The following is a 23671-nucleotide window of genomic DNA, read 5'->3' as shown; positions in this document are numbered from 1 at the left end:
AGGCGCTAAAAAATGGATAACTGGCTGGTTACAATCCTGGTTGTCGTTCTGCTGGTCGTTGTGGTCGATGGCATACGCCGGGCGATCTTGCGGCAGCGCGCGGCAGTTAAGGTCTCCCGCAATCTGTCGCGGGCCATGCAATCTGAAGTAAAAAATGAAGCTGATCCGGTCTCAGAGAAGGCTGAAGAAGAGCCCTCGGTCCGCAAACCCCTGGAGACGCGGGAGCCCAAGCCCGCAAACAGCGAATTGCCGGGGCAGGCTCGCGTTGTTCAGCGCCGTCCGCTAGAGGATGCGCTACATGTGAATCGCCAGGTGCAGGAGAGCTTTATTTCCTCGCGCAAACCGCTCGCCGGCAGCAGTCCCCAGAGGAGTCCGGAAGAGCAGGGTATCCTCGATTTGGAAGAGCAAGTCCCCACCCTGATGGAGTCGGTCGGTGAAGAGCAGCGCTATGAGCCTGCATTAGATGAGGCTGAAAGCCTAAATGCGATGGATAGCGCTCACAGTCCTGAGCATGAAGCGGTGCATGAGGATTCTCAACCCGAGCGATCTTCTCAGTCTCCAAGCTCTGGCAGTGTTGGTGAAGGTGCCCCCACCCGTGAGGTGTTGGTGATTAATGTAATGGCGCCAGAAGGGGATTACTTCGAGGGCAATGACTTACTTCGGGTGATGGTTGCCTGTGGCATGCGCTTTGGTGAAATGAATATTTTTCACTACCATGAGCACGGCGGTGCTGATGGGGCCATTATCTTTAGCCTCGCCAATATTGTTGTGCCCGGCGTTTTCGATCTGGCCCAGATGGAAGAATTTGCCACGCCAGGTGTTAGCCTGTTCCTGACACTACCTGTGGAAGGCGAGGCGATTAAAGCTTTCGATCAACTGCTTTCCACCTCATACAAAATTGCCGAGCTGCTCGGTGGCGAATTGAAGGATGAGAATCGCAGTGTATTTACCGCGCAAACGGCGGAGCATTATCGTCAGCGGGTTGTGGAGTACCAGCGCCGCAGGACTTTAGCGATGGCGCAAAGCTAACTCGCAATCTCTAAATAATTGTTGCCATTTTTAATGCGGCCCGGGATGCCGGCTGATTTTCATTTTGGAAATTAGCCGTAAGCTCGGGCCGTATTTGCATGTAAAATCGAAATAATTTTCTAACTATTATTTTTATTCACTCGAATTGCCGATGACTCATCAAACTATTTCCCCTCAAGTGCGCGAACGTGTTCAGGAATTACATGAAATCCTCCAGCGTGCGAATCACCAATACTATGTGCTTGATGATCCCGAGTTGCCGGATATTGAGTACGACCGGCGCCTGCGCGAGTTGCAGGACTTGGAAAGTGAATTCCCTCAGCTACTGACACCGGATTCTCCCACCCAGCGGGTAGGCGCAGAGCCGCTCTCCTCTTTTCAGGAAGTTCGCCATGAGGTGGCGATGTTGTCTTTGGATAACGCCTTTAATGATGAAGAGTTGCTGGAGTTTGACCGCCGGGTGTGTGAGCGCCTCAACAGTAAAGGGCCGGTGGAATACGCCTGTGAACCCAAGTTAGACGGTATCGCTATCAGCCTTTTGTATCGCGACGGCGTACTTGAGCGAGCGGCAACGCGAGGGGATGGCACGACGGGTGAGGATATCACCCAGAATGTACGCACCGTGGGATCTGTACCTCTGCGTTTGCGTCAAGCAGATGGTATTGAAAAGCATCCGGGTGTATTGGAAGTGCGCGGCGAAATCTATATGCCGAAAGCGGGCTTTGCCGAATTGAATCGCAAAGCGGCCGCGGCGGGTGAGAAGCTTTTCGTAAATCCTCGAAATGCCGCTGCCGGTAGTTTGCGTCAATTGGACTCCCGCATAACCGCGCAGAGACCGCTGGAATTGTGTGTTTATGGCACTGGCCTTGTAGAGGACGGTGAGCTGCCGGAAAAGCACGTTGAGACTTTGCAGCTGCTGGGACATTGGGGCTTCCGTACAAACCGGGAGATGCGCGTCGCTAAAGATATTCAGGGCTGCATCGACTACTACCGGGAAATCGGCGAGAAGCGCGAGGACCTCGCTTACGATATTGACGGTATTGTTTTTAAGGTCAACAGTATTCCCCTGCAGCGCCGCCTCGGTTTTGTTGCCCGCGCACCCCGTTGGGCCATGGCCTACAAATTTCCCGCTCAGGAGGAAATGACTGAATTATTGGATGTTGAATTCCAGGTAGGGCGCACCGGCGCGGTCACCCCGGTTGCTCGCCTGCAGCCGGTGTTTGTCGGCGGCGTTACCGTTTCCAATGCAACTCTGCACAATCGAGATGAGATCGAGCGCCTCGGCGTGCAGGTGGGTGATACCGTCATTATTCGCCGTGCTGGAGATGTTATCCCGCAGGTGGTTTCTGTAGTGGAGAGCAAGCGCAAGCCGGGTGGCCACGCTATTGAATTCCCCACGCATTGCCCGGTATGCGGCTCGCCGGTGGAATCCACGCCCGGTGAGGCGGTGGTTCGCTGTAGCGGCGGCCTGATTTGTAGTGCCCAGCGCAAGCAGGCCATCAAGCATTTCGCTTCGCGCAAAGCAATGGACATTGATGGTCTGGGAGACAAGCTGGTAGAGCAGCTGGTAGATGAGGACTTGTTACATTCGGTGTCCGGGCTCTACCACCTCACCTTGGAGCAGGTGGCGGGACTTGAGCGAATGGGGCAAAAGTCTGCCCAGAACCTCCTTGATGCACTGGAGCGCAGTAAAGAGACCACGCTGCCTAAATTCCTCTATGCCCTGGGTATCCGAGAAGTGGGTGAGGCTACTGCGCGCAATTTGGCGCGGCACTTTGGCGAATTGAATCCGCTAATGTCGGCAGATGTCGAGGCTTTGCAGGAAGTTGAAGATGTGGGCCCAGTGGTCGCTCATTTTGTTGCTGAGTTTTTTCAGCAGCCTCATGCCCAAGAAGAGGTGGAGGCACTGCAGCAGGCGGGTGTGCATTGGCAAGCGGAGGAGAGTGACGAGCAGGATCAGCCCCTGGCAGGGGAAACCTGGGTGCTCACCGGCAAACTGGAAACCCTGTCCCGCAGTGAAGCAAAAGACTACTTACAGAGGCTGGGTGCGAAAGTCGCAGGAAGTGTTTCCGCCAAGACCGGCACTCTGGTTGCCGGGCCAGGCGCTGGCTCAAAATTGACCAAAGCGCAGGAGCTAGGTATCACAGTTATGGATGAAGAGGCGCTTCTGGATATGCTGCGCGAAAGGGGCTTTGAGATTTAGTTCTAGTATTTTAGGCGGGGCACCATTAGTAACTGAATAGCCGAACTTTTGAGCACTTTGCAGGTTCGTGTTTTGTTTTGTGGCTTTCTGGTCGCTTCGCCGTTAAAGTTGATACCTTAGATCTGTTTTGCCCTGGGTACCTGATGTCCAGTGGCACTGTGGTAAGGAATGGAATTAATGCTTCAGGGCGATCAGGAATCCATCGTTTACGGATGTATCAAAGACAGCAATAGCCTCGCTGGCGGCAGCGATCGGCGCAGGGTGAACCGCAATGCTGTGCTCGCTCTGCCCAGTGCTGACGAATGGCCATTCCTGTGCCGGGATATGTTTGCTATTCCTACCATTAAGGTGAAGCAATCCCAGTACCAAACCGATGTTATCCATTTTGGCGCTTCCTATCGGGCGGTAGAGTACGAGTGGGATTTGTGGATACAGAAGTTTGAAGAGTTGTTGAAGAGTATGTATTGGGTTTCGGCAACTGTGCATTTGGAAACTGAGCTTTCCGGCGTTCACTCTTTCAGCTGGGAATCCGCTGGCCTCTATCACGAGCCGGGCAGTGGCGATATGCAGGTTCGCTGCGAATGGACCCAAGAGGGTAGGGTGAGTATCTGATTTTTCTGGCCCGGTTGGTCCGGGCCCTCTCTTGCCTAATTGCCGCAAAGCAGATTTAAATAAGCAGCCCTGTCACAAATCCTATCTCTCTTTTTCTTTCCGCAACTATATTCCCTGATAGTCTCTGGAACTGAAACTTTGGTCTGTTAAAGTGTCTTTGCCGAACGGTATCAAGGTGCCGCGGCCGAGAAGCTGTAAAGCCAGATTATAAGAATTGGCGCGATCTGGGCGCCCTATCAGGAAGGAATACACATGATTAAATCCAGTTCTCTGCTGTTTGCCAGCGCACTGATGCTATCGCCGCTGTTACATGCGTCCGAGCACGAAAGCAAAATGGATATGAGCAGTAAGGCCCCAGCAGATGCCAAGGTCTATATTATCTCGCCGAAGGATGGAGAGAAGGTGCCCCAGACATTTACGGTGAAGTTTGGTTTGTCTGGTATGGGTGTGGCACCGGCGGGTACCAATCAAGAGAATACCGGCCACCATCATCTGCTGATTGATGTGGATGATATGCCGGATATGAGCAAGCCTTTGCCGGCGAGTAAGAACATCATTCACTTTGGTGGCGGGCAAACCGAGACTCAAGTTACCTTGCCACCCGGCAAACATACGCTACAACTGGTTCTGGGCAACTATATGCATGTGCCACATAAAGAGCCTGTGATGTCCAAGAAAATTACCGTCGTGGTCGAGTAGGGCTGCAGCGGCTAAATAACCTTCTGTCGATGCATTAAGCGCATCTGGGGAGAGTGAAATGGGTGGCGAATTCCGCACTGAAAAGGACAGCCTGGGCGAAGTTCAGGTGCCGACTGAGGCGATGTATGGCGCGCAAACCCAGCGCGCCGTGGAGAATTTTCCTGTCAGTGGTCACGGCTTGCCGGCAGAGTTTATCCGCGCCATTGTGTTGATAAAGAAATCTGCTGCGGAGGCCAACCGGGACTTGGGGTTGCTGGATAAAGCCCAGGCTGAGGCCATTATCAATGCTTGCGACAGTCTCGGTGATGAGGAGTATGCCACTCATTTCCCCGTCGATATTTACCAGACAGGTTCTGGTACCAGCTCAAATATGAATGTTAATGAGGTGCTCGCCCACCTCGCAGAAAAGCACAGTGATCAAACCATCAGCCCCAATGATCACGTGAATATGAGTCAGAGCAGTAATGATGTGGTTCCTACCGCAATACATGTGTCCGCCCTGCTTGCAGTGCGCGATACCCTGCTGCCTGCGTTGCGCCATTTGCACACTGGCTTGTGCGACAAGTCCACGGAGCTTGAAAGTATTGTAAAAACCGGCCGCACCCATCTGATGGATGCAGTGCCTATGACAATGGCGCAGGAAGTTGGAGGCTGGGCAGCACAGATAGAAGCGTGCCGGGAGAGAATTCGCGCGGTAATGCCACGGCTTGCCCAGCTGGCTCAAGGCGGTACGGCGATTGGCACCGGACTCAATGCTCACCCGGATTTTGCCGAGCTGTTCGCGCAAAAAATCAGCGCCCACACATCTCATCAGTTTCGCCCGGCAGAGAACTTTTTTACCGCAATTTCCAGTCAGGATACGTCGGTGGAATTGTCCGGGCAGCTCAAAGTGTTGGCAGTTTCCCTGATGAAAATTGCCAATGACTTGCGCTGGATGAACAGCGGTCCCCTTGCTGGCCTCTCCGAAATCGCCCTGGAGGCCTTGCAGCCAGGGAGCAGTATTATGCCGGGCAAAGTGAACCCAGTTATTGCCGAATCAGTTACTATGGTTTGTGCCCGGGTGATGGGTAATGACACCACAGTGACCGTGGCGGGACAGAGCGGCAATTTTCAATTGAATGTTATGTTGCCTTTAGTAGGCAGTACGCTGCTGGAAAGTATTAACCTGCTCGCGAATGCATCGACCCTATTGGCTGATCGAGCTGTTGCCAGTTTCGCGGTGAATCGGGCGCATATTGAGGGAACCCTGGGCCGCAACCCCATTTTAGTGACCTCCCTTAACCCAGTGATTGGCTACCTGAAAGCGGCGGAGATTGCCAAGGCCGCCTATGCCAGCTGTAGGCCAGTGCTGGATGTTGCTGTTGAAATGACGGACCTGGATAGAGAAACGCTTGAGGAATTGTTAGACCCCGCCCATTTGGCCAAGGGTGGGCTGATTAGCTAGGGGCAAAAAAGGCGATTCCCAACAGTATTAAGGATATAATGGCGGTCAGGCACATAAGCCAGTGCAAAAGCCTTAACAGCGTGGCTCGATCCTCTGGTTCCAGCATTCTTCTGCTCATTGGTGCCTCCTGCGGCGTTGACAGGAACCGGCCAATCCCTCACGATTCGACGCCGCGTCGGTACTGGGTGCCGACAATACAATGGTAGCGCCACAAAATGTGGCAGTCTCACCTGTTTTGAAAATCAATGTATCCAGATCGTCATGGCTAAAAGAAGTCGCCGCTCCTTTATTACCAGTGTCCTCGCCTGTGTCGCCTTTGTAGTGGCGGCAGTCTACAGCTGGGACCTGCCCGTTAAGGATGTTGTCACCTATTTCATTCTTCTGTTGGTGATATTGCTTGTCATCATTGCTCTGGCGTTTGGGTGCGGGGCTTTATTGAATTGGTTGCGCAGGCGTAAATAATAGATGGCGTCAACGGAAGAGGATATTCGCATCCCTATCGCCTACCTCGAGCGACTGCTCGAAGAGGCGACCAAGCATGGGTGTGATCGCAAGGAGCTTTTAGCTTCTGTCGATATCGATGAGTCTGAATTGCAGGGCGTATCCGCATTTTCAGCAGTGAAGTACGGCCGCTTGTACCAGCGCGTGATGTGGCTGGCGCAAAATGAGTGGTTTGGCATGCTGAGTGGTGGAAGGGTCCGTTCCGGGTCTTTTCGCTTGTTGTGTCTGGCGGTGGTGAACTGTGCAACCCTCCGCCAGGCGATTACGCTCTGTGCCGAATTTATGGAAATCTGCCGAGGTTTTAAGGTGAAGCCGGTGCTCGGAGAAGGTGGCCATGGGCGCGAGCGGGTTGAAATTTGCGGGATCAGTTCGCTGGGCAAGGGCGAATTTGAGCAGCTGCTGAATAACACGAGCCCCAGTGTGGTGCGTACAACTCTAGCGGTTTGGCACAGGTTTTATTGCTGGCTGGCAGGGCGGGAGATTCCGCTGGCCAGGTTGCACTTCTCATTTGCTTGCCCGGAAGAGTTTCGCAGTCTCGCGCAAAGCGAGGCCAATGAGTTGTTATTTGAGCAACCGTTTAATGCGCTCGAATACGATACCCGCTACTTGGAATACCCTGTGGTGCAAAGCCCGCAGATGGTTGAGGACTTTATTCGCACCGCTCCTTACCACCTGGTGATCAGCGACGGCAGTGCCAATAGTATCAAGACCAAAGTGAAAACCATTTTGAACCGGGACGTGAGTGAGTCCATGCCTGCAGCAGAGGCGGTGGCGGAGAGACTCAATATGTCGGTGACCACGTTGCGCCGTCGCCTTCAGCAGGAGGGCACCTCCTACCAGAAGCTCAAAGACGAATGTCGGATGGAAGCGGCTTTCCACTACCTGAGCTGCCCGGACCTTTCCAATGGGCAGATCGCAGAGATGCTTGGGTTCGATGAATCCAGTGCTTTCTTCCGCGCCTTCAAAAAATGGACGGGAATTACGCCAGGCGAGTATCGCCGGGGTGGTCGCGCCGCAGCTGGCCTGGATATTTGACTGGGCCAGTCACCTTTTTTCATCCTCTCGCCTCGATTTGTCACCGCTTTGGACGGGTTTGGCCATAGAGGGGGCTGCTCGCTTACTACTATGATGAACCAATCTTAGAAATTAGTCATAAATATGACTGGATGGTTTTGCCTCCGGTCCCAAACATAAGCGAATTGAGGTTATCAGGATGACCGATATCAAAATGCCACTGCGTGATTTGCGTTTCGTAATGCGCGAGATGCTGGACTCAGAAAAGCATTATGAGTCACTTGGATATGAGGAGGCTACTCCTGATGTCGTGGATGCCATCCTGGAAGAGGGTGCAAAGTTTTGTGAAAACGTTATTGCACCGCTGAACCAAATTGGCGACCAGCAAGGTTGCACCTGGAAAGACGGTGAAGTTTCTACCCCGGAAGGCTTTAAAGAAGCCTACCAGCAGTTTGTAGAGGGTGGCTGGGCTGCGCTGCCCCACGATCCTGAGTACGGTGGCCAGGGCCTGCCGCCCTCGCTCGGTACTATCATGAGCGAGATGGTTGGCACCGCCAACTGGTCCTGGGGCATGTACCCCGGTTTGTCCCACGGTGCCATGAACACCCTGGAAGAGCACGGTACTGAAGAGCAGAAGCAGGTTTACTTGACCAAGCTGGTTGAAGGTAGCTGGACTGGCACTATGTGTCTGACCGAGCCTCACTGCGGTACCGATCTGGGTATTCTGCGCACCAAGGCTGAGCCAAATGACGATGGCTCCTACGCGATTACCGGCACCAAGATCTTTATCTCCGCCGGTGAGCACGACATGACTGACAACATTGTTCATATCGTACTCGCCCGCCTGCCAGACGCACCTGCTGGCACCAAAGGTATCTCCCTGTTTATCGTACCCAAGTTCCTGCCGAACACTGACGGCTCTGCTGGTGAGCGCAACGGTGTGGTATGTGGTTCCCTCGAGCACAAAATGGGTATTCACGGCAACGCCACTGCAGTGCTGAACTTTGACGGTGCTAAAGGCTTCCTGATCGGCGAGCAGAATAAAGGCCTGAGCTATATGTTCACCTTTATGAACACTGCGCGCCTGGGTACTGCTCTGCAAGGCCTGGCTCACTCCGAGATCGGTTTTCAGAAGTCCCTGGCTTATGCAAAAGATCGCCTGCAAATGCGTTCTCTGTCCGGCGTGAAAAACCCGGAAGGCCCGGCTGACCCGATTATTGTTCACCCTGACGTGCGCCGCATGCTGATGACCCAGAAAGCCTTCTCTGAAGGTGGTCGTATGCTGGTTGTTAAGTGCGCACAGCTGGTTGATATCACTCACAAAGGCGATGCTGACGCGAAGAAAGCCGCTGACGATATGCTGGCGTTCCTGACGCCGATTGCAAAAGCATTTTTGACAGAAGCTGGTTTCGAATCTGCCAACCTGGGTATGCAGTGTTTCGGTGGCCACGGTTATATTGCCGAGTGGGGCGTGGAGCAGAACGTACGTGATGCGCGTATCTCCACTATCTATGAAGGCACCACTGGTATTCAGGCTCTGGACCTGTTGGGTCGTAAGGTTCTGATGACCCAGGGTGAATTGCTGCGCGGTTTCACCAAGCAGGTTCACAAATTCTGCCAGGCGGAAATTGATAACGAAGCACTGGCGCCTTTCGTTGCTAAATTGCAGGAGCTTAACAAGCAGTGGGGCGACCTGACCTTGCACGTTGGCGGCAAAGCTATGGAAAACCCAGACGAAGTCGGTGCTGCTTCTGTAGATTACCTGATGTTCTCCGGTTACACCGTGCTGGCCTTCCTGTGGGCACAGGCGGCTAAAGTTGCCAATGAAAAACTGGCAGCGGGCACTGGAGAAGAAGATTTCTACAAGGCGAAAATTACTACCGCGCGTTTCTTCTTCGAGCGTATCCTTCCTCGCACTTCCAGCCACGCAACGTCCATGTTGAGTGGAGCAGGCAACTTGATGGAATTGGATGCCGAGCATTTTGCATTCTGATCCCGCTCTGAGATTAAAACCGCCGGCAAATGCCGGCGGTTTTTTTGTGAGTAATAAAGCGGCTTAAACGGAGAATTTCCGATGCAATTGCCGGATTCAGTTCAAGAGCGCCTGTGTCACTTAGCTTGTTCGTACCCGCTGGCTCGGGTACAGTTCCGGCTGCCAGATGCCTGTGACTTCTATGTTTATGTCACCGAAGTATCTAAAAATTACAAAGTGATTTCCGAATTTGGTCAGACTGATAATCCAGAACTAACATTGGAAATGGAAAACAGCACTCTCAGTGCTATATTGGACGGTCAATTAAGTGGGCGTCACGCCTTCCTTTTGGGGGATGTTCAATATTCTGGAAATCGCGAGTTGGCCGCAGCATTGGCAGGTTTATTTCCTGCGAATAGTGAAGAGGGAGATCGGTAAAGAGAGGTTTTAAACCCTTCTTTTTCACCGTCTCAAAGATACTACAAACAATAAATAAATTCTCGCTCGCCAAGAGATATGGCAGCTTTCGCCTATGGAGACGGAAGGTGTGGGCAAGCGACGACAACAATCAGGAATGGGAGAAGAGAGTTGGACATTGATCGCAGCATACTTGATGTCTTTAAAGGCGCTTGCGCCAAATTCGGTGACCGGCCGGCTTTCACATGCCTGGGGCGTACACTTTCAATCAATGATATTGACACGTTAAGTGGAAAATTCGCCTCTTATTTACAAAATCATACCGACTTGAAGCCCGGCGATCGCATCGCTGTCCAGCTGCCCAACGTGCTGCAGTATCCAGTAGTTGTTTTTGGTGCACTGCGCGCAGGTCTGGTTGTAGTAAATACCAATCCGCTGTACACGCAGCGCGAGCTTAAGCATCAGCTGAATGATTCAGGGGCCAAGGCTCTGGTCGTACTGGCGAATATTGCCGATACCGCTGCTGCCGTGGTTGCTGAAACTGATGTAAAACAAGTTATTGTTACCGAAATTGCGGATCTGCACAGCCCGCTGAAACGTACCTTGATCAACAGTGTGGCGAAGTACGTTAAGAAAATGGTGCCTGAATTTTCTTTTGCCAATGAAGTTCGTTTCCGCGATGCCATGGCAAAAGGTGCTGAGCGTCCACATAAGGATGTTGAGCGCACTAAAGAAGATATTGCGGTTTTACAATATACCGGCGGTACCACTGGAGTTGCCAAGGGTGCAATGCTGACTAATGGCAACCTAGTTGCCAACATGGAGCAGGTGCGTATTGCCTTTGCCAATGGCATGAAAGAGGGCGAGGAGTTCTATATTGCACCTTTGCCGCTTTATCATATCTACGCATTTACCATCCATTGTATGTGCCTTTTCTCCACGGGTAACCATTCGCTATTAGTACCCAACCCGCGCGATATCCCGGGTTTTGTGAAGATGTTGAAAGGCCTGCGTTTCACAGGATTTGTTGGGCTCAACACCCTATTTAATGGGTTGATGCGCAACAAGGATTTTGCTGAGCTGGACTTTAGCAAATTGCACTCGACAGCTTCTGGTGGTATGGCGTTAACTCGCGATACGGCTAAGCGTTGGGAGGAAATGACCGGCTGCATTGTTATGGAAGGTTACGGTATGACCGAGACTTCCCCGGTTGTTTCATTTAACCCGGCTGATGGTGTGCAACTGGGTACAGTGGGCGTTCCGGTTCCCGGTACCGAGGTTAAGGTTGTCGATGAAAATGGCAATGACCTGCCGAATAACTCCCCTGGTGAGTTGTGTGTACGTGGGCCGCAGGTGATGAAAGGTTATTGGCAGCGCCCGGAAGCGACTGCGGATACTATCGATAGTGAAGGTTGGTTGAATACCGGTGATATGGCCGTTATTCAGGATGACGGTTACATCAAAATTGTGGATCGCAAGAAGGACATGATTATTGTGTCCGGCTTCAATGTATATCCCAATGAAATTGAAGATGTGATCAGCGCGCATTCGAAGGTCACTGAAGCTGCCGCTATCGGTATCCCGGATGAGAAAAGTGGTGAGCAGGTGAAGCTCTTCCTGGTGAAGGCTGATCCATCTTTGACTGAAGATGAAGTTGTCGCCTACTGCCGTGAGCATATGACGGCTTATAAAGTGCCGAAGCATGTGGAGTTCCGTGAGGACTTACCCAAAACTAATGTGGGTAAAATCTTGCGCCGTGAACTTCGCGATGAAGAGTTGAAAAAGCTTGAGGCTACTAGCGCTGCTTAAGTCGCTATTTAGCTAAAGAGTTAATTCGCTTAAAAGGCCCTGCTGGAGACAGTGGGGCTTTTTTATTGGTTTCGATTCAGGGAGATGCACCTGCAGCTAATGCAGGGTTGATGTTTGGGGGGGGAGGTTGGTGGCACCGAGGAGGTACCACCAAGGAAAAACGGGATATTTATCCTGCTTGGTTATTTGCGGCTTTCGGCACTGGCGTCGCGAATAGCGCGGAACTCATTGCCTTCATACCAGTTGGGCCAGTCGCGGCTGTTTGCCAGCTTCAGGCCCAATTGCAGGCCCAGCTGCAAATTCATAGCGGCGCCTTTCAGGTTCCAGTTGGGGTCGTACTCATCTCCCGGCTTGTGGTAGTGCTGGCTGAGATATTCCTTGTCCTTGGATTGTGCCCACTCCCGGCCGTGCTCATGGTTTTCTCTACCGGAATCAAAATACAGCATTGGCACGCCTTCTTTTGCCAGGCTGAAATGATCTGAGCGATAGAAGTAGCCGCGTTCCGGGTGCTCTTCAGCAGCCAGGTAGCGGCCCTGCTTTTTGGCGGCTGCTTCTAAGAGATTTTCCAGCTCGCTGCTGCCGAAGCCTACGACGGTGATGTCTTTGGTGGGGCCCAAGACATTCATGGCGTCGAAGTTAAAGCCGGCAACCGTCTTTTCCAGAGGTTCAACTGGGTTGGCGGCATAGTATTTGGAGCCGAGTAAACCGGACTCTTCAGCAGTTACTGCGACGAATACCAGGGAGCGATCAGCTTGATCCTCTTTTACTGCTTGGGCTGCAAGAGCAAGTAGTCCAGCGGTGCCGGTGGCATTGTCCACTGCGCCATTGAAGATATGGTCTTCGCCAGAAGCGTTTCGGTTGACCCCTAAGTGGTCCCAGTGGGCAGTGTAAACAATGGTTTCATCTGCGTACTTTTTGCCGGGTAACTTAGCAATAACATTGCGAGAGTTGGACTTCTCAAGGCTGTTGCTGAGTTCGATGCTGGCTTTGAGTTCCAGTGACTTAGGCTTGAATCCCGATGCTTTTGCCGCTGCCATTTCTTCGGCCAAGTCGAGACCTGCTGCCTGGAACAGATCCTTCGCTGCCTGGTTGGTGATCCAGGCCTCAATCGCCACGCGATCGATATTCTTGTTTTCTGCTTCAAGGCTTACCTGGGCGCCAGACCAGGAGCCGCTCACTACCTCCCAGGGGTAACCGGCAGCGCCATTCTCATGGATAATAATGGCCCCTGCGGCGCCCTGACGGGCAGCTTCTTCAAACTTGTAGCTCCAGCGACCGTAGTAGGTCATGGCATTGCCATTAAATAGAGCCTCATCTTGGGTGGCATAGCCGGGGTCATTCACCAGAATGACTGCGGTTTTGCCTTCCATATCCAGACCTGCGTAGTCATTCCAGTTGTTTTCTGGAGCTACGATGCCGTAACCGACAAAAACCAATTCGCTTTCATTAAGGCTGGATGCGCTGGTTTGGCGCTGGGTAAACGCGACCATGTCGTCAATCGGTTTTAGAACCTGGCCTACACCTTCGCCCTGAATAGTAAGGGGGGTGGATTGAATATCCATCTCTACAATGGGGACTTCCTGGAACCAGCTGGGGTTACCGTCGGAATCTACAGCACCAGGGGTAAGTCCGAGCGCCTTAAATTGCTCTGCCAGATAGTTTACCGTCAGCTCCTCACCTTTACTGGCGGGAGCGCGGCCTTCGAATTCATCGGAGGCCAATACGGCGACATGCTTGTGCAGGTCGGCAGCGACAATATCAATTTGAGCCTTCTCAGCGGCTTCTAGATTGAGCTTTTCAGTGCCGTGCTCGGTATGTTCTTTAGGGGAGTGCGCTTGTGAGCTGACTTCTTCGTTGCCCTTGCTACAACCGCTGATAACACCGCCGATGGCTATAGCCAAGCCAAGGCGGCGCCAGGTAGTAGGAATTCGCATAATTTTGTCCTGACAGTCTTGTTAGGAGGCAGATTATGCCTGATCTTGTCTTAACTAACGACATATCAGCGATCAGTGGAGAGTTGAGTGTGACTAGGCCCAGAGCTATATTCCCGTTTTGGTAATTTAGTTGAATATGGTGACAGGGTTTGTGTTTGAGAGGTTTCAATAAAACTCGCCTTGGATAGGAGGCTCGGGCTTAGCCTCCTATCCAGCCTAAATCCTCAAGTCGAGATTTTTGAGGTTAATTGTGCTGCCACTGGCCCTCAGTTATCTGGTCCTGATAGTTAATCCATACCTTGTCATAGCCAGTGGTTTCCTTGGCGCTTTTAAGGGCTTGGTTGTCCTGGCTATTGGTAGGGGCGGAAAACACGTAGTCATTGCCCAGTGCTTGGCACACCCCGGCACCATAAGAGAATGGGCCTGTTGAGGCGCTGACCAGCCAGCTACCGTCAGCCGTGTTCTTACATGCGAAGCTATATTGGTTGCTGCAGTTGGCATCATTCCAGCGCCCGTTGCCCCACTGCATGGCGCAATCCTCATTGTTCAAGTTATTTGGCTCATTCTGATCCCATGACCAAATAGCTGCAGCGATGCGGCCATCGGTCGTATTCATATTATCGAGGTTGATTATGTTGTGGCCTATAGCAAAGCCATTGCGCACATCGTCGGCTGTGATTCGTTCAATACCACCGCTAAAAATTTCTCCTATAGTGCCAATAGTGGTGCTGTCTTCCCACACTCGACCGATTTCCCCTAATCCGGTGAAGGCCATGTTCTTCATGTCACCATTTCCAGAGCAGCCGCTATCTTTCCACACGACGACTTGTTTCCCTGCAGCAAGCACATCATTTTTTGTAAGGCTGCTGGGAATACTCTGGCAGCCGCCACTGTAGAAAATCTTATCCCCGAATCGATCGGTTATTTGGTTGTAGAGATCTTGATGGCGCCCATCAGAGTGGTCCTCGATATATAAAATGATGACTTCGTCCTGATTGGCGCTGTCATTTAGCCAGTCCTTTATTTCGTTAAATCCTTCAGTCGCATACTTATCATTGATACTGCAGAGCCCATGGCATAGAAGTAATCTTTTTGGGTAGGAAAAAAGGCTCTCCATCTTCGTTGTCCAATGGACATCCAGCTCTATAAAGCGAGCTCCCATGCGCAATTGATCTTTTATGGAATGCTCCTGTTGAGGGTCCAGGTAGCGGCATCCCACTGAGAAGTTACAGGCGCGATACACTTCTGAGTTGTAAGAATTGTGTGTCCCCAAAATATTGTTTTCACTCATGGGAGTGTGGTTGTCTATTTGACGCTGTAGATCCAAGGCTGTGCCTGTCCAGCTGTTTTGGAAATCAGAAATGCTATCGGCCCAAAGGGGGGGGGAGGCGAAGGAAAGTACAAATAGAATCGATAGGATCATCTGTCTGATAGTGTGTTTCATTATTTTTCTCCGGACTGAGTAGGTACGCTACCTTTGCAGTAGACGCTAGTGAATATTTTTTAATTTTTATTGGTGTGTGGTGCCTTAAGGTACCGTTTTTATTATTTTTGCTTTTTACTACGAATTGGACTTTTTTGTCTATGTGAAGAGGGTTGGTTTCTTGTTGTTTTCTGGTGGCATCATAATTCTATTGATAATGGATGGGTTGTGTAGCTCTCTCAGCAATAAATGCCGATAAATTATTCAGGGTCTTTCCTTGCTTTAATTAACAAGCTGCATAAGGGGAATTATGCGACTAATGAATAAGTGGGTTGTTTTGCTTGGCTCCTTTCCAGCCACCTTTATTTTGGGGTTGGACTACACCATTGTCAGTATTGCGCTGCCGACAATCCAGCAGAGTTTAGGTGCATCCTTTATTCAAACCCAGTGGGTTATGAATATATTTATGTTGATGCTATGTATCCTGATGGCCAGTATGGGGAGATTGGGGGATATTGTGGGCTCCCTGAAGATGCTCAATATTGGATGGGTATTACTTGCAGTTAGCTCCCTTTTCGCGGGGTTGGCTGAGGATCCACTTTGGTTAATTGTCTGGCGGGCCTTTCAAGGTGTCTCCATTGCCATAATCGTGCCGAATAATATTGCTTTGCTGTCCCACACTTTTGTAGAAAAAGAAGCCGGATTTGCAATGGGATGGTGGATGTCGGTATTGGCTGTCGGCTTTGCCCTTGGTCCGGTGTTGGGTGGGGTCCTATGTGAGTATTTGTCTTGGAGGTCGATCTTTTTTATTAATATCCCCTTTGTGCTGGTCAGTATGGTGCTTGGCCTTTTTGTAATGCGGAGCCCGCAAAATTTAGATAAAGAAAAAAGTTATATTGACTGGCGTGGAATGATACTTCTTGCGCTTAGTGTGGGTTCGCTAGTGGTGTTAGTAGTTGAAGGGGCGCAAGTGGGTTGGTTGAGCTGGTCGATACTGTTGTTATTGGTTATTTCTATATTGAGTTTTATTGCCCTTTTTCGTGTTGAGCGAAAACTGGAGCAACCGTTGATCCATTTTGCCTATTTTAAGAATTCGCTATTCTCTGCTTGTGTTTTAACCAATTTCAGCTTGTTGATATTTCTCATTTCTGCTTTCTTTTTATTGCCATTTTATTTGCATATTGTGCGTCAGGATACAACGGTAATGTCCGGCCTGATTTTGCTCCCTATTACCTTGGTGATGGCTTTGGTATCTCCTGTGGCGGGCAGAATGGCAGCTAATTCCGCACCTGCGGCTCCAATCTTAATTGGTGTCATATGTATTTTGATTGCGGCAATCGTAATGACGCAATTCTCAGTGGATACCAATTTTTCAACGCTTTTGCTGGCTTTTATACCTTTTGGTGTGGCTTGGGGGTTTGTATTTAGTGCGACAGCGCCAATCGCTATTGGCGCTTTGCCGCCTAATAGTGCAGGTATAGCAACCGGAATGTTGTGGGGCATACAAAACATAGGCGCAGCACTTGGTTTGGCTGTAGTGGGTACTGTATTCCGGATAATGGAAAAACAGAGTTTGCTAAATCAATTGCAGGAAAGTGGGGTGCAGATTACCAGTGCACTGGAAAAATATATTGAAGCATTGCTGATTAACCCTGAAAGGATAGAGCGTGGCGCAATGGGGGTGTCTGCTGCTCTGCACGGTCGCATCGCTAACATGTTTAATGAGGCTTTTGCCCAGGCTTTTCAGTCGGTGATGTGGGGGTTGGTGGTATTTACTTTTCTTTTGTTGGTTGCTGTAGCTGTATTATTGAAAAAATCATAGCGTAAGAAGGAAAGTTAGAAATGTTATTTTAATGGTCTCTGCAAGCTTTGAAATATAGAGGCTGTCCTGTGACTTTTGGATCAAAATAAGCGCCTACTCGGTTTTTATAAATTAAAAATTGCAATAAGAAAAGTCTCTCTAAACTGGGCTGCCGTTTGAAACAGCCCAGCTCAAATTAATTTCTCTTACCGGTAACGGTGATTTAGTTCACCGTATAGAGATTATTTGAGTGTTTTTAACACTTCGCGAATTGGGAAAAGAATATCGCGAGCGAGTTGCTGGCTTCGTGCCGGGGACCATCCTTCGATCAAGTCGGGCAGGTCATCATTGTCTTTAAACGGCATCTCCAATGTTAGAGCCAGGGTGCGGAATTGATGTCCAGCCCAGGCGGTACCAATTGTCAGATTTGCTTCGCCGGGTTTGTCCAGCTCATATCCATGCTCCGTTTGGAAGTCGGGGCTGATGGCCTCATAAGCTTGCTTAAATGTCTCTTCCAACTTGGCGTGGCGCTCGTCATAGCCGGGAATACCTTCACAAGCCGCAACAAAGTTATAGGGCAGGGCTTCATCACCATGAATATCCAGGAAGATATCCCCGCCTAGCTCCAGCATCTTCTCCCTGACTAAAAAGACTTCCGGGCTGCGCTCCATTGTGGGGTTGAGCCACTCACGGTTCAGGTTGGCGCCCGCAGCGTTAGTGCGCAGATGCCCGCGAACGCTGCCGTCGGGGTTCATATTGGGTACTACATAAAATACGGTATCTGCCAGCAAGCTTTGCGCAGTAGGATTGGCATGGTCGAGCAAGGTTTCCAGGAAGCCCTCAACAAACCATTCCGCCATGGTCTCTCCTGGGTGTTGGCGGGCAATCATCCAAACACGATGTTTCGCGGTGTCGGCATTGCCAACCGTGAGCATGGTCATATCGCGCTCATCAAGGGTTTTACCGAGAGTTTGCAGTTTGACCAGGTCGTGGCTCTGCGCCCAAGCGAGCAGATCCAGGTGGCGTTCCCAGGAGTAGGGGGCGAAATAGGCGAGATAGATGCTGGGTTCATCCAGGGTTACAGTGAAGTCCAGAGTATTGCCGTCGTAGTTGGCGCCAATTCTGAACCAATTTTGACGATCGTATGAGGCACAGATGCGGTAGTTTTCCCAGCCTTCCGGGTAGGCGGATTTGCCGGCATTAACGATGCGCAAGGGATAGCTGGTGCCAATATCGCCTTCCAGACGAAAGTGAAACCATTGGTAGAAGTCAGAATTGTTGTCCTGACGGATTGCTAGCTCAATTGGATTGCTGTCGGTATTGATAACTTCGATATTGCCGCTGTCAAAGGCGCTGCTGATATACATGTAGAGAGCTCCACTCTTGTTCTTGGGCGCAGGATACAGCGGTAGTGGGAATTTTCCAGGAAGAAAGGTAGGGGATCTCGCCAATTTTGGGTGCGATAGGACGAAATCTCCTTTATTTAGTGAAATAGAAAAGCACGGTATCGATAAGGATACCGTGCTTTAGCCAATCCCTGGCGGCACCTGCTACGACTACTGCTCCCTGAAATTTCCGGTGTCGGACCCCAGGCGACTGCTTACTGCCCGGTCAGATCACAAGTGCGTCACTCCACACTGTCAGAAATTAGTAAATCTCCTTAACATCCCGCAGCAAGTGCTGGTTAAAGTTTAGGCAATCGAGCCTGCTTGATGTTGTACGAACGTTTCGATCGGCGTAAATTTGATGATCTTTTTGTCTCAGGGCTATCTGACGTGAATTTGTACAGATAGAGAATAGGTCCCATGGCATTAGTGGGAATAGAAAGAACAAGTAATAGCTCCGCATAGGGGGCTTTCGTGAGAGGTGACACCATGAATAGAGTGATTAAACGAAGTATCGTGGCATCCGCTGCGCTTGTAACAGTGATGAATCTGAGCGCCTGTGGCTATTTCCTGTACCCGGAGCGCAAAGGGCAGGCGGGTGGGCGAGTTGATCCTGCGGTCGTAATCTTGGACGGCGCAGGCCTGCTATTTGGCTTGCTGCCGGGCATAGTGGCTTTCGCTGTCGATATTACCAATGGCACCATTTATTTGCCGCCAGGGCATAGCTCGGTTTTTGATCGCCATTTAAGCAGTACTGACCAGGGGGCACCTGCGGAGGTTACAGACGAAGAGGGGCAGGTCTGGATCCGACTTCCGGTGGAGGGCGTCGATGAGAATACCCGACTAGAAGTACTCAGTGATCAGTTGTCAGGGATAACAGGGCAGCAAGTAGATGCTGAAGATATTGTTTGGTTACAGGACTCAGCCGAGCTTCGTGCAGTAAGCCGTTTTCAGGCTGCGTCTCGCTAGTTTTTCCCAGCTTTGAGCGCCTCGGGAGTTGAAGGCTCCCGAGCTTAAGCTGTAGAAGAGACCTTTCAGGTGGCTGCGCCAAAGGGGGTAAGCCCCTCGAGGGCCAAGGGGATAACGCTTGCAGCAAGCAACAATCCCATAGCAATGTTAAAGCTTCGCAAGTAGCGTGGTTCAGTCAGGAACCGTTTTAGCCCAACGCCAAAGAATAGCCAAATGGCAACGCAAGGCCCGCCAATGGTGATAAATGCCAGTGCAACCTTAACAACTCCCGACCATATTTCTGTGCCGGGACTGGTGAAAGCAGCCAGTGCTCCAGTGGCCATAATCCAGCCTTTAGGATTGATCCACTGAAAAGCCATCGCCTGAGTAAAGCTCAGGGGTTGGCTTGAATTTCCAGAACCCATTTCCCGGGTCGAACCAATTATCCATGCCAGGTAGAGTAAATAGGCAATGCTTGCCCAGCGAATAACTTCATGCAGAAAAGGGAAGTGATTGAAGGCGGTTCCCAGTCCCAAGCCAATGGCAACCACCATGGCGGGAAATCCCAGCCAAATTCCCAGTAGGTGAGGTGTTGAACTGTAGATGCCGTGATTGAGTCCTGAGGACATAATCATCAGGTTATTAGGGCCCGGTGTAATACTGGCTGAGAAAGCAAAAAGGGCGATCGGCAAAAGAGATTCAATCACAGGTGTACCAGAGGAAAAGGCGACTTCATGCTAATATGCGCGCGAATAATGGGTATCACAAGTGAAATTTATAGACAGTCATTGCCACTTTGATTTTGAGGTTTTTTCTCTGGACCGGGAGCAGGTGTGGCAAAGATGTCTCAATGCTGGAATAGATAGGGTCATTATCCCCGGCGTTTGCGAGGCTCAGTGGCAGTCGTTGGGCGCTCTGGTATCGGAACAGCCCGGTTGGATGATGGCTGCTGGTGTTCACCCTTGGTGGGTGAAGAAAATCCCGCAAGATTCCCGTTGGCGGGAAAACCTGATGGAGTTGGGAGTACGGCTTAGTGAGAGCCTTGAGAAATACTCATGTGTCGCTGTTGGAGAGTGTGGCTTGGATGCCTCTATCGGCACTGACTTGAATAAGCAGGAAGATATTCTCAAGCTTCATTTGGAGATTGCTAGTAACCATGAACTGCCGATTATTCTGCATGTTCACCGGGCCCACAATGAACTCCTGAGGCTGTTAAAGCAATTCAAGCTCCCGCGGGGAGGTGTGATCCACGCTTTCAGTGGAAGTGAGCAAATGGCGCAAGAGTACTGGAAGCGCGGCTTCTATCTGGGTATCGGTGGAACAATTACTTACCCACGGGCAGCGAAAACCCGACGGGCTGTGTCACGTGCGCCGCTGGAGAGTTTACTGCTTGAGTCGGACGCCCCGGATATGCCTCTTTCAGGTCAGCAGGGTATGCGTAATAGCCCTGAAAACCTTTCTAAAATTGCACAAGCACTGGCTGATTTACGGGGAGTTTCCGTGCGGGAAATCGCCAATGCTACCTGTCGAAATACTGAGAAGTTATTTTCCCTATGAGTTTTTCCGCTGAATCATTCAGGCAGTCATTTCCCCTCTTTGCTCAAGAGGAGAATAAGGAGTTGGTATACCTGGATAATGCTGCAACGACGCAGAAACCAGAGACAGTGATTAATGCTGTACGCGATTACTATGTGCACAGCAATGCCAATACGCACCGCTCCAGTCACCGTCTAGCCCGTAAGGCTACAGAGATGGTGGAGCGAGTGCGTCGCCAAGCGGCACAATTTGTTAATGCTGCCAGCACAAGGGAAATTGTATTTTGTCGCGGTGCTACTGAGGCACTGAATTTGTTGGCGCACAGCCTGTGCAGTGAGTTGCAGGCTGGGGATGAAATTGTCATCTCAACAGCGGAGCATCATGCAAATATTATCCCTTGGCAGATGGCGGCCAAGCGATTCAATTTGAGTTTACGCTATGTACCCCATGTAGCGGGTGTCCCGGAATTTGATCGCCTGGGAGAAGTGCTGAATGAGCGCACAAGAATTGTATCCCTGACCGGCGGTTCCAACGCACTCGGATTGCGTCCGGACCTGGCTGCAGTGAGGCAATTGCTGCGCAGAAAGCACTTGATGTGGATTGTTGATGGCGCCCAGTTGGCAGCTCATGAAGTGATTGATGTGCAGAAAATTGGCTGTGATTTTTTTGTTTCCTCAGCACATAAGTTTTATGGCCCGTCAGGAATTGGTTTCTTATACGGTAGGGAAACACTTTTGGAATCTATGCCGCCATGGCTGGGTGGTGGAGAAATGATCTCCGACGTTGAACTTGAAACGAGTCATTATGCAGGCTTGCCGCACAAATTTGAGGCAGGCACTTCTCCGCTGGCGGCAATAGCGGGTCTTGGAGCGGCACTGGAATTTCTTGAGCAGCAAGATAGGGTCGCTATAGCGGCGCATGAGCAGAAATTGGTGCGATGGATACATCGCGAACTGATAGCGTCCCCCAATTTTAGGGTTATCAGCCAAGTGCGCCACAATCTGGGTATTGTCTCTTTTGTGCCTATTCATGGTAGCGCTGCCGATTTGATGCACTGGCTGGACGAGCGCGATATTGCAGTGAGAGTAGGCCATCACTGTGCACAATTGTTAGGTAAAGAGAGCGGTGATTTGGTGACGGTCCGAGCATCAGTCGCAGCCTACAATACTGATAGTGATATTCAGGCTTTTTTGCAGGCCCTGAAAGAGTACTGTGAGATCCAGAAGTCAATTGAACAGGGGGATAGTATTCAGAGTGATGAATGGGCCAGGGATGATTTTTCCTCGTTATTGCTGGAGAGTTTGGTTTCCCAGCGCAACTGGCAGGGACGTTATAGAGAATTAATGCTGTGGAGTAAAACTATTGCCCGAAAGCCCGAGATACGTACCGAAGAAAACCTGGTGCGGGGTTGTGAGTCCGCAGCTTGGTTAGCGCACCGGACAGAGGGTGGTAGGCACTATTTTGGATTGGAAAGCGACAGCCGGGTTGTAAAAGGCCTGGGAGCGTTATTACTTTCACAAATTGATGGCCGCACGGCTACTGAGATTCGAGAGAGAGATCTTTCTCTGTTATTTGCTGAGCTGGGACTCGGTAAGCACTTAAGTGAATCGCGCAGCAATGGTTTTTACGCATTGCTGCAACGTGCTTTGAATCTGGTGGAGCAGACCTCCCATTAACTTAACTGGAGCGGGGTATGGGGGCCTCCACCGCAATAGGCCTTATATTGGAAATAGGCTTTAAACCAAACAGCGGCCGTAAAACTGGATTTCTTCGGATGATAAATTCATATGAAGCCCAGCAGCCGAAAATAGTGATTAATAATACTAGCAAGGGCTCCAGGATGGGCCCCAGAGCGAGTTGCCCCAATTGATACACAGCGATTACGGTAATGGTTTGATGGAGGATATACCAGGGATAAACCGCTTCAGTGGCATAGGGTAACCAACGGAATTGCTTATTGAGAAATCGATAAGCGCAGGCTAAAACAGCCAGGAGCCATACCCATCGATTTGTATAGATAACAATAAAAAGCAGTATTTTCTGCGCGGGAATACTGTTATCAGGTAGTACTCGATCAAATAATAGATATAGGGCGAAAGTGAGGGGCGCTGCAATAATCAAGCGATTGCGCAGCCTTGCCAGTATTTCCCAGGGAGCGTTACTGCTGACCAGCAAGTAGCCGCAGAAGAAATAAGTAAAAAATCTGGCATGGGTGTACCAGTCGTCGACGACGGCATAGTTTATTCCACCAAAGCGCGGAAATAGGACCAGGCCGTACACCATCATAGGCACAAGCGGTAGAATTAGCAGTTGCCAAGATTTAATATTCTCCATGAATCGGCCCAGCCACCGTTGGTGTTTAAACCACAGGGCTAGAGGAATAAGGGCCAGGGTGTAGCATGCCAGATAGGGTAGATACCACAGGTGGTTCCAGGTCAGGCCAAACTCACTTCCAGCAAAGGCATTTTCTGGCCAGGGGCTGAACGAGAAGTACTTCAGCAGGAAAGATAAGTATCCAGGCTCAATAATGCCGTTGCTTAGCGCTTCATAGTAGGCCTGGGGTGGAACCACCACCAGCATTCCAAATGCCAGCGGAATCAATAGCTGCTTCATTCTTCTCAGTAAGTAACCCCCAGTGCCCAGCTTGTGGAAGAGAAAATAGCTGGCTGCACCTGAAATCAGGAACAACAACGGCATCCGCCACTGGTTAACCGCTAGCATTACCAGTTGTAGTGGCTCGCTTTGGTAGCTGCTTTTTACATGCCACCCCCATTCCGCGACATAGGCCATTCCCAGGTGGTAGAGAATAAGTAGGCCAAAGGCTAGTACACGAAGGGCGTCAATATCGTGGCGTCTCTGTGTTATTGAATGCATAGGTTTCGTCGTTCGAGGCTGTTTTAGTCGCTTGCTATGCTCCCGTTAGTATTTGCCATTAGCTATCCCA

At 50.7% G+C, this 23671-nt stretch carries 19 protein-coding genes; 14 read left to right on the top strand and 5 right to left on the bottom strand.

Going from position 1 to position 23671, the window contains the following annotated elements; all coding sequences use genetic code 11:
* Positions 1-12: 12 nt before the first annotated feature.
* The 10 genes from zipA (at position 13) to ACJJIY_RS19800 (ending at position 11700) form a co-directional block, all read left to right on the top strand.
* Positions 13-1029 carry a cell division protein ZipA gene (zipA, locus tag ACJJIY_RS19845; protein ID WP_445358680.1) on the top strand — a complete coding sequence of 339 codons (1017 nt, stop codon included), beginning with the start codon at positions 13-15 and terminating at the stop codon, positions 1027-1029.
* Positions 1030-1180: 151 nt separating this feature from the next.
* The gene (gene ligA, locus ACJJIY_RS19840) at positions 1181-3232 is read left to right on the top strand and encodes an NAD-dependent DNA ligase LigA (RefSeq protein WP_445358679.1); all 2052 of its coding nucleotides are present in this window, start codon (positions 1181-1183) and stop codon (positions 3230-3232) included.
* A 177-nt stretch (positions 3233-3409) separates the two neighbouring features.
* Positions 3410-3844 carry a hypothetical protein gene (locus ACJJIY_RS19835; RefSeq protein ID WP_282933471.1) on the top strand — a complete coding sequence of 145 codons (435 nt, stop codon included), beginning with the start codon at positions 3410-3412 and terminating at the stop codon, positions 3842-3844.
* A gap of 252 nt (positions 3845-4096) precedes the next feature.
* Complete coding sequence (locus ACJJIY_RS19830; RefSeq protein WP_282933470.1) at positions 4097-4543, top strand: DUF4399 domain-containing protein; 447 nt, start codon at positions 4097-4099, stop codon at positions 4541-4543.
* A gap of 58 nt (positions 4544-4601) precedes the next feature.
* The gene (locus ACJJIY_RS19825; protein ID WP_413665142.1) at positions 4602-5987 is read left to right on the top strand and encodes a class II fumarate hydratase; all 1386 of its coding nucleotides are present in this window, start codon (positions 4602-4604) and stop codon (positions 5985-5987) included.
* A gap of 261 nt (positions 5988-6248) precedes the next feature.
* Positions 6249-6449: a hypothetical protein gene (locus ACJJIY_RS19820; RefSeq protein ID WP_282933468.1), complete on the top strand. Its 201-nt coding sequence runs from the start codon at positions 6249-6251 to the stop codon at positions 6447-6449.
* Between the two features lie 3 nt (positions 6450-6452).
* Positions 6453-7523 (top strand): AraC family transcriptional regulator, encoded by a 1071-nt coding sequence (locus tag ACJJIY_RS19815; protein WP_282933467.1) that lies wholly within the window; start codon positions 6453-6455, stop codon positions 7521-7523.
* A gap of 178 nt (positions 7524-7701) precedes the next feature.
* Entirely contained in the window at positions 7702-9495 is a 1794-nt protein-coding gene (locus tag ACJJIY_RS19810) for an acyl-CoA dehydrogenase C-terminal domain-containing protein (RefSeq protein WP_444927363.1), read from the top strand.
* Between the two features lie 81 nt (positions 9496-9576).
* Complete coding sequence (locus tag ACJJIY_RS19805) at positions 9577-9912, top strand: SCP2 sterol-binding domain-containing protein (protein WP_282933465.1); 336 nt, start codon at positions 9577-9579, stop codon at positions 9910-9912.
* A 150-nt stretch (positions 9913-10062) separates the two neighbouring features.
* A complete protein-coding gene (locus ACJJIY_RS19800) occupies positions 10063-11700 on the top strand; it encodes an AMP-binding protein (RefSeq protein ID WP_444916080.1) in 1638 nt (545 codons plus the stop codon).
* Positions 11701-11882: 182 nt separating this feature from the next.
* Here ACJJIY_RS19800 and ACJJIY_RS19795 read toward each other — a convergent pair whose 3' ends face one another.
* Positions 11883-13634, bottom strand: coding sequence for a M28 family metallopeptidase (locus ACJJIY_RS19795; RefSeq protein ID WP_445358678.1), 1752 nt, complete (start codon positions 13632-13634; stop codon positions 11883-11885).
* 244 nt (positions 13635-13878) lie between these two features.
* On the bottom strand, positions 13879-15078 hold the full coding sequence (locus ACJJIY_RS19790; protein ID WP_444932745.1) for a phosphatidylinositol-specific phospholipase C domain-containing protein: 1200 nt from the start codon (positions 15076-15078) through the stop codon (positions 13879-13881).
* Between the two features lie 352 nt (positions 15079-15430).
* Here ACJJIY_RS19790 and ACJJIY_RS19785 point away from each other — a divergent pair, with 352 nt between their 5' ends.
* On the top strand, positions 15431-16879 hold the full coding sequence (locus ACJJIY_RS19785) for an MFS transporter (RefSeq protein WP_445358677.1): 1449 nt from the start codon (positions 15431-15433) through the stop codon (positions 16877-16879).
* 221 nt (positions 16880-17100) lie between these two features.
* On the opposite strand, the gene ACJJIY_RS19780 is transcribed toward ACJJIY_RS19785, so the two are convergent.
* Positions 17101-18225, bottom strand: a complete 1125-nt coding sequence (locus tag ACJJIY_RS19780; RefSeq protein ID WP_444894347.1) for a M14 family metallopeptidase — start codon at positions 18223-18225, stop codon at positions 17101-17103.
* Positions 18226-18732: 507 nt separating this feature from the next.
* Between ACJJIY_RS19780 and ACJJIY_RS19775 the strand changes: the two genes are divergently transcribed.
* Complete coding sequence (locus tag ACJJIY_RS19775; RefSeq protein ID WP_444905786.1) at positions 18733-19212, top strand: hypothetical protein; 480 nt, start codon at positions 18733-18735, stop codon at positions 19210-19212.
* A gap of 65 nt (positions 19213-19277) precedes the next feature.
* On the opposite strand, the gene ACJJIY_RS19770 is transcribed toward ACJJIY_RS19775, so the two are convergent.
* Entirely contained in the window at positions 19278-19898 is a 621-nt protein-coding gene (locus ACJJIY_RS19770) for a LysE family translocator (RefSeq protein WP_445358676.1), read from the bottom strand.
* Between the two features lie 61 nt (positions 19899-19959).
* Here ACJJIY_RS19770 and ACJJIY_RS19765 point away from each other — a divergent pair, with 61 nt between their 5' ends.
* Together ACJJIY_RS19765 and ACJJIY_RS19760 are read left to right on the top strand one after the other, a co-directional pair.
* Positions 19960-20748, top strand: a complete 789-nt coding sequence (locus ACJJIY_RS19765; RefSeq protein WP_444916085.1) for a TatD family hydrolase — start codon at positions 19960-19962, stop codon at positions 20746-20748.
* A complete protein-coding gene (locus ACJJIY_RS19760; RefSeq protein ID WP_444916086.1) occupies positions 20745-22403 on the top strand; it encodes an aminotransferase class V-fold PLP-dependent enzyme in 1659 nt (552 codons plus the stop codon). Before ACJJIY_RS19765 ends, ACJJIY_RS19760 begins: the two co-directional genes overlap by 4 nt.
* Position 22404: 1 nt before the next feature.
* On the opposite strand, the gene ACJJIY_RS19755 is transcribed toward ACJJIY_RS19760, so the two are convergent.
* A complete protein-coding gene (locus ACJJIY_RS19755) occupies positions 22405-23601 on the bottom strand; it encodes an acyltransferase family protein (protein WP_444905782.1) in 1197 nt (398 codons plus the stop codon).
* Positions 23602-23671: the final 70 nt, after the last annotated feature.

This window comes from Microbulbifer maximicatervae (SeqCode) (genome assembly GCF_052468155.1).
This window is presented reverse-complemented; position numbering and strand designations above follow the sequence as displayed.

Excerpts from the sequence above, each read along its gene's own strand:
- ACJJIY_RS19795 (WP_445358678.1), bottom strand. The coding sequence starts at position 13,634 with ATGCGAATTCCTACTACCTGGCGCCGCCTTGGCTTGGCTATAGCCATC.
- ACJJIY_RS19830 (WP_282933470.1), top strand. The coding sequence starts at position 4,097 with ATGATTAAATCCAGTTCTCTGCTGTTTGCCAGCGCACTGATGCTATCG.
- ACJJIY_RS19780 (WP_444894347.1), bottom strand. The coding sequence starts at position 18,225 with ATGTATATCAGCAGCGCCTTTGACAGCGGCAATATCGAAGTTATCAAT.
- ACJJIY_RS19805 (WP_282933465.1), top strand. The coding sequence starts at position 9,577 with ATGCAATTGCCGGATTCAGTTCAAGAGCGCCTGTGTCACTTAGCTTGT.
- ACJJIY_RS19755 (WP_444905782.1), bottom strand. The coding sequence starts at position 23,601 with ATGCATTCAATAACACAGAGACGCCACGATATTGACGCCCTTCGTGTA.
- ACJJIY_RS19810 (WP_444927363.1), top strand. The coding sequence starts at position 7,702 with ATGACCGATATCAAAATGCCACTGCGTGATTTGCGTTTCGTAATGCGC.
- ACJJIY_RS19835 (WP_282933471.1), top strand. The coding sequence starts at position 3,410 with ATGCTTCAGGGCGATCAGGAATCCATCGTTTACGGATGTATCAAAGAC.
- ACJJIY_RS19815 (WP_282933467.1), top strand. The coding sequence starts at position 6,453 with ATGGCGTCAACGGAAGAGGATATTCGCATCCCTATCGCCTACCTCGAG.
- ACJJIY_RS19760 (WP_444916086.1), top strand. The coding sequence starts at position 20,745 with ATGAGTTTTTCCGCTGAATCATTCAGGCAGTCATTTCCCCTCTTTGCT.
- zipA (WP_445358680.1), top strand. The coding sequence starts at position 13 with ATGGATAACTGGCTGGTTACAATCCTGGTTGTCGTTCTGCTGGTCGTT.
- ligA (WP_445358679.1), top strand. The coding sequence starts at position 1,181 with ATGACTCATCAAACTATTTCCCCTCAAGTGCGCGAACGTGTTCAGGAA.
- ACJJIY_RS19790 (WP_444932745.1), bottom strand. The coding sequence starts at position 15,078 with ATGAAACACACTATCAGACAGATGATCCTATCGATTCTATTTGTACTT.
- ACJJIY_RS19775 (WP_444905786.1), top strand. The coding sequence starts at position 18,733 with ATGAATAGAGTGATTAAACGAAGTATCGTGGCATCCGCTGCGCTTGTA.
- ACJJIY_RS19820 (WP_282933468.1), top strand. The coding sequence starts at position 6,249 with ATGGCTAAAAGAAGTCGCCGCTCCTTTATTACCAGTGTCCTCGCCTGT.
- ACJJIY_RS19825 (WP_413665142.1), top strand. The coding sequence starts at position 4,602 with ATGGGTGGCGAATTCCGCACTGAAAAGGACAGCCTGGGCGAAGTTCAG.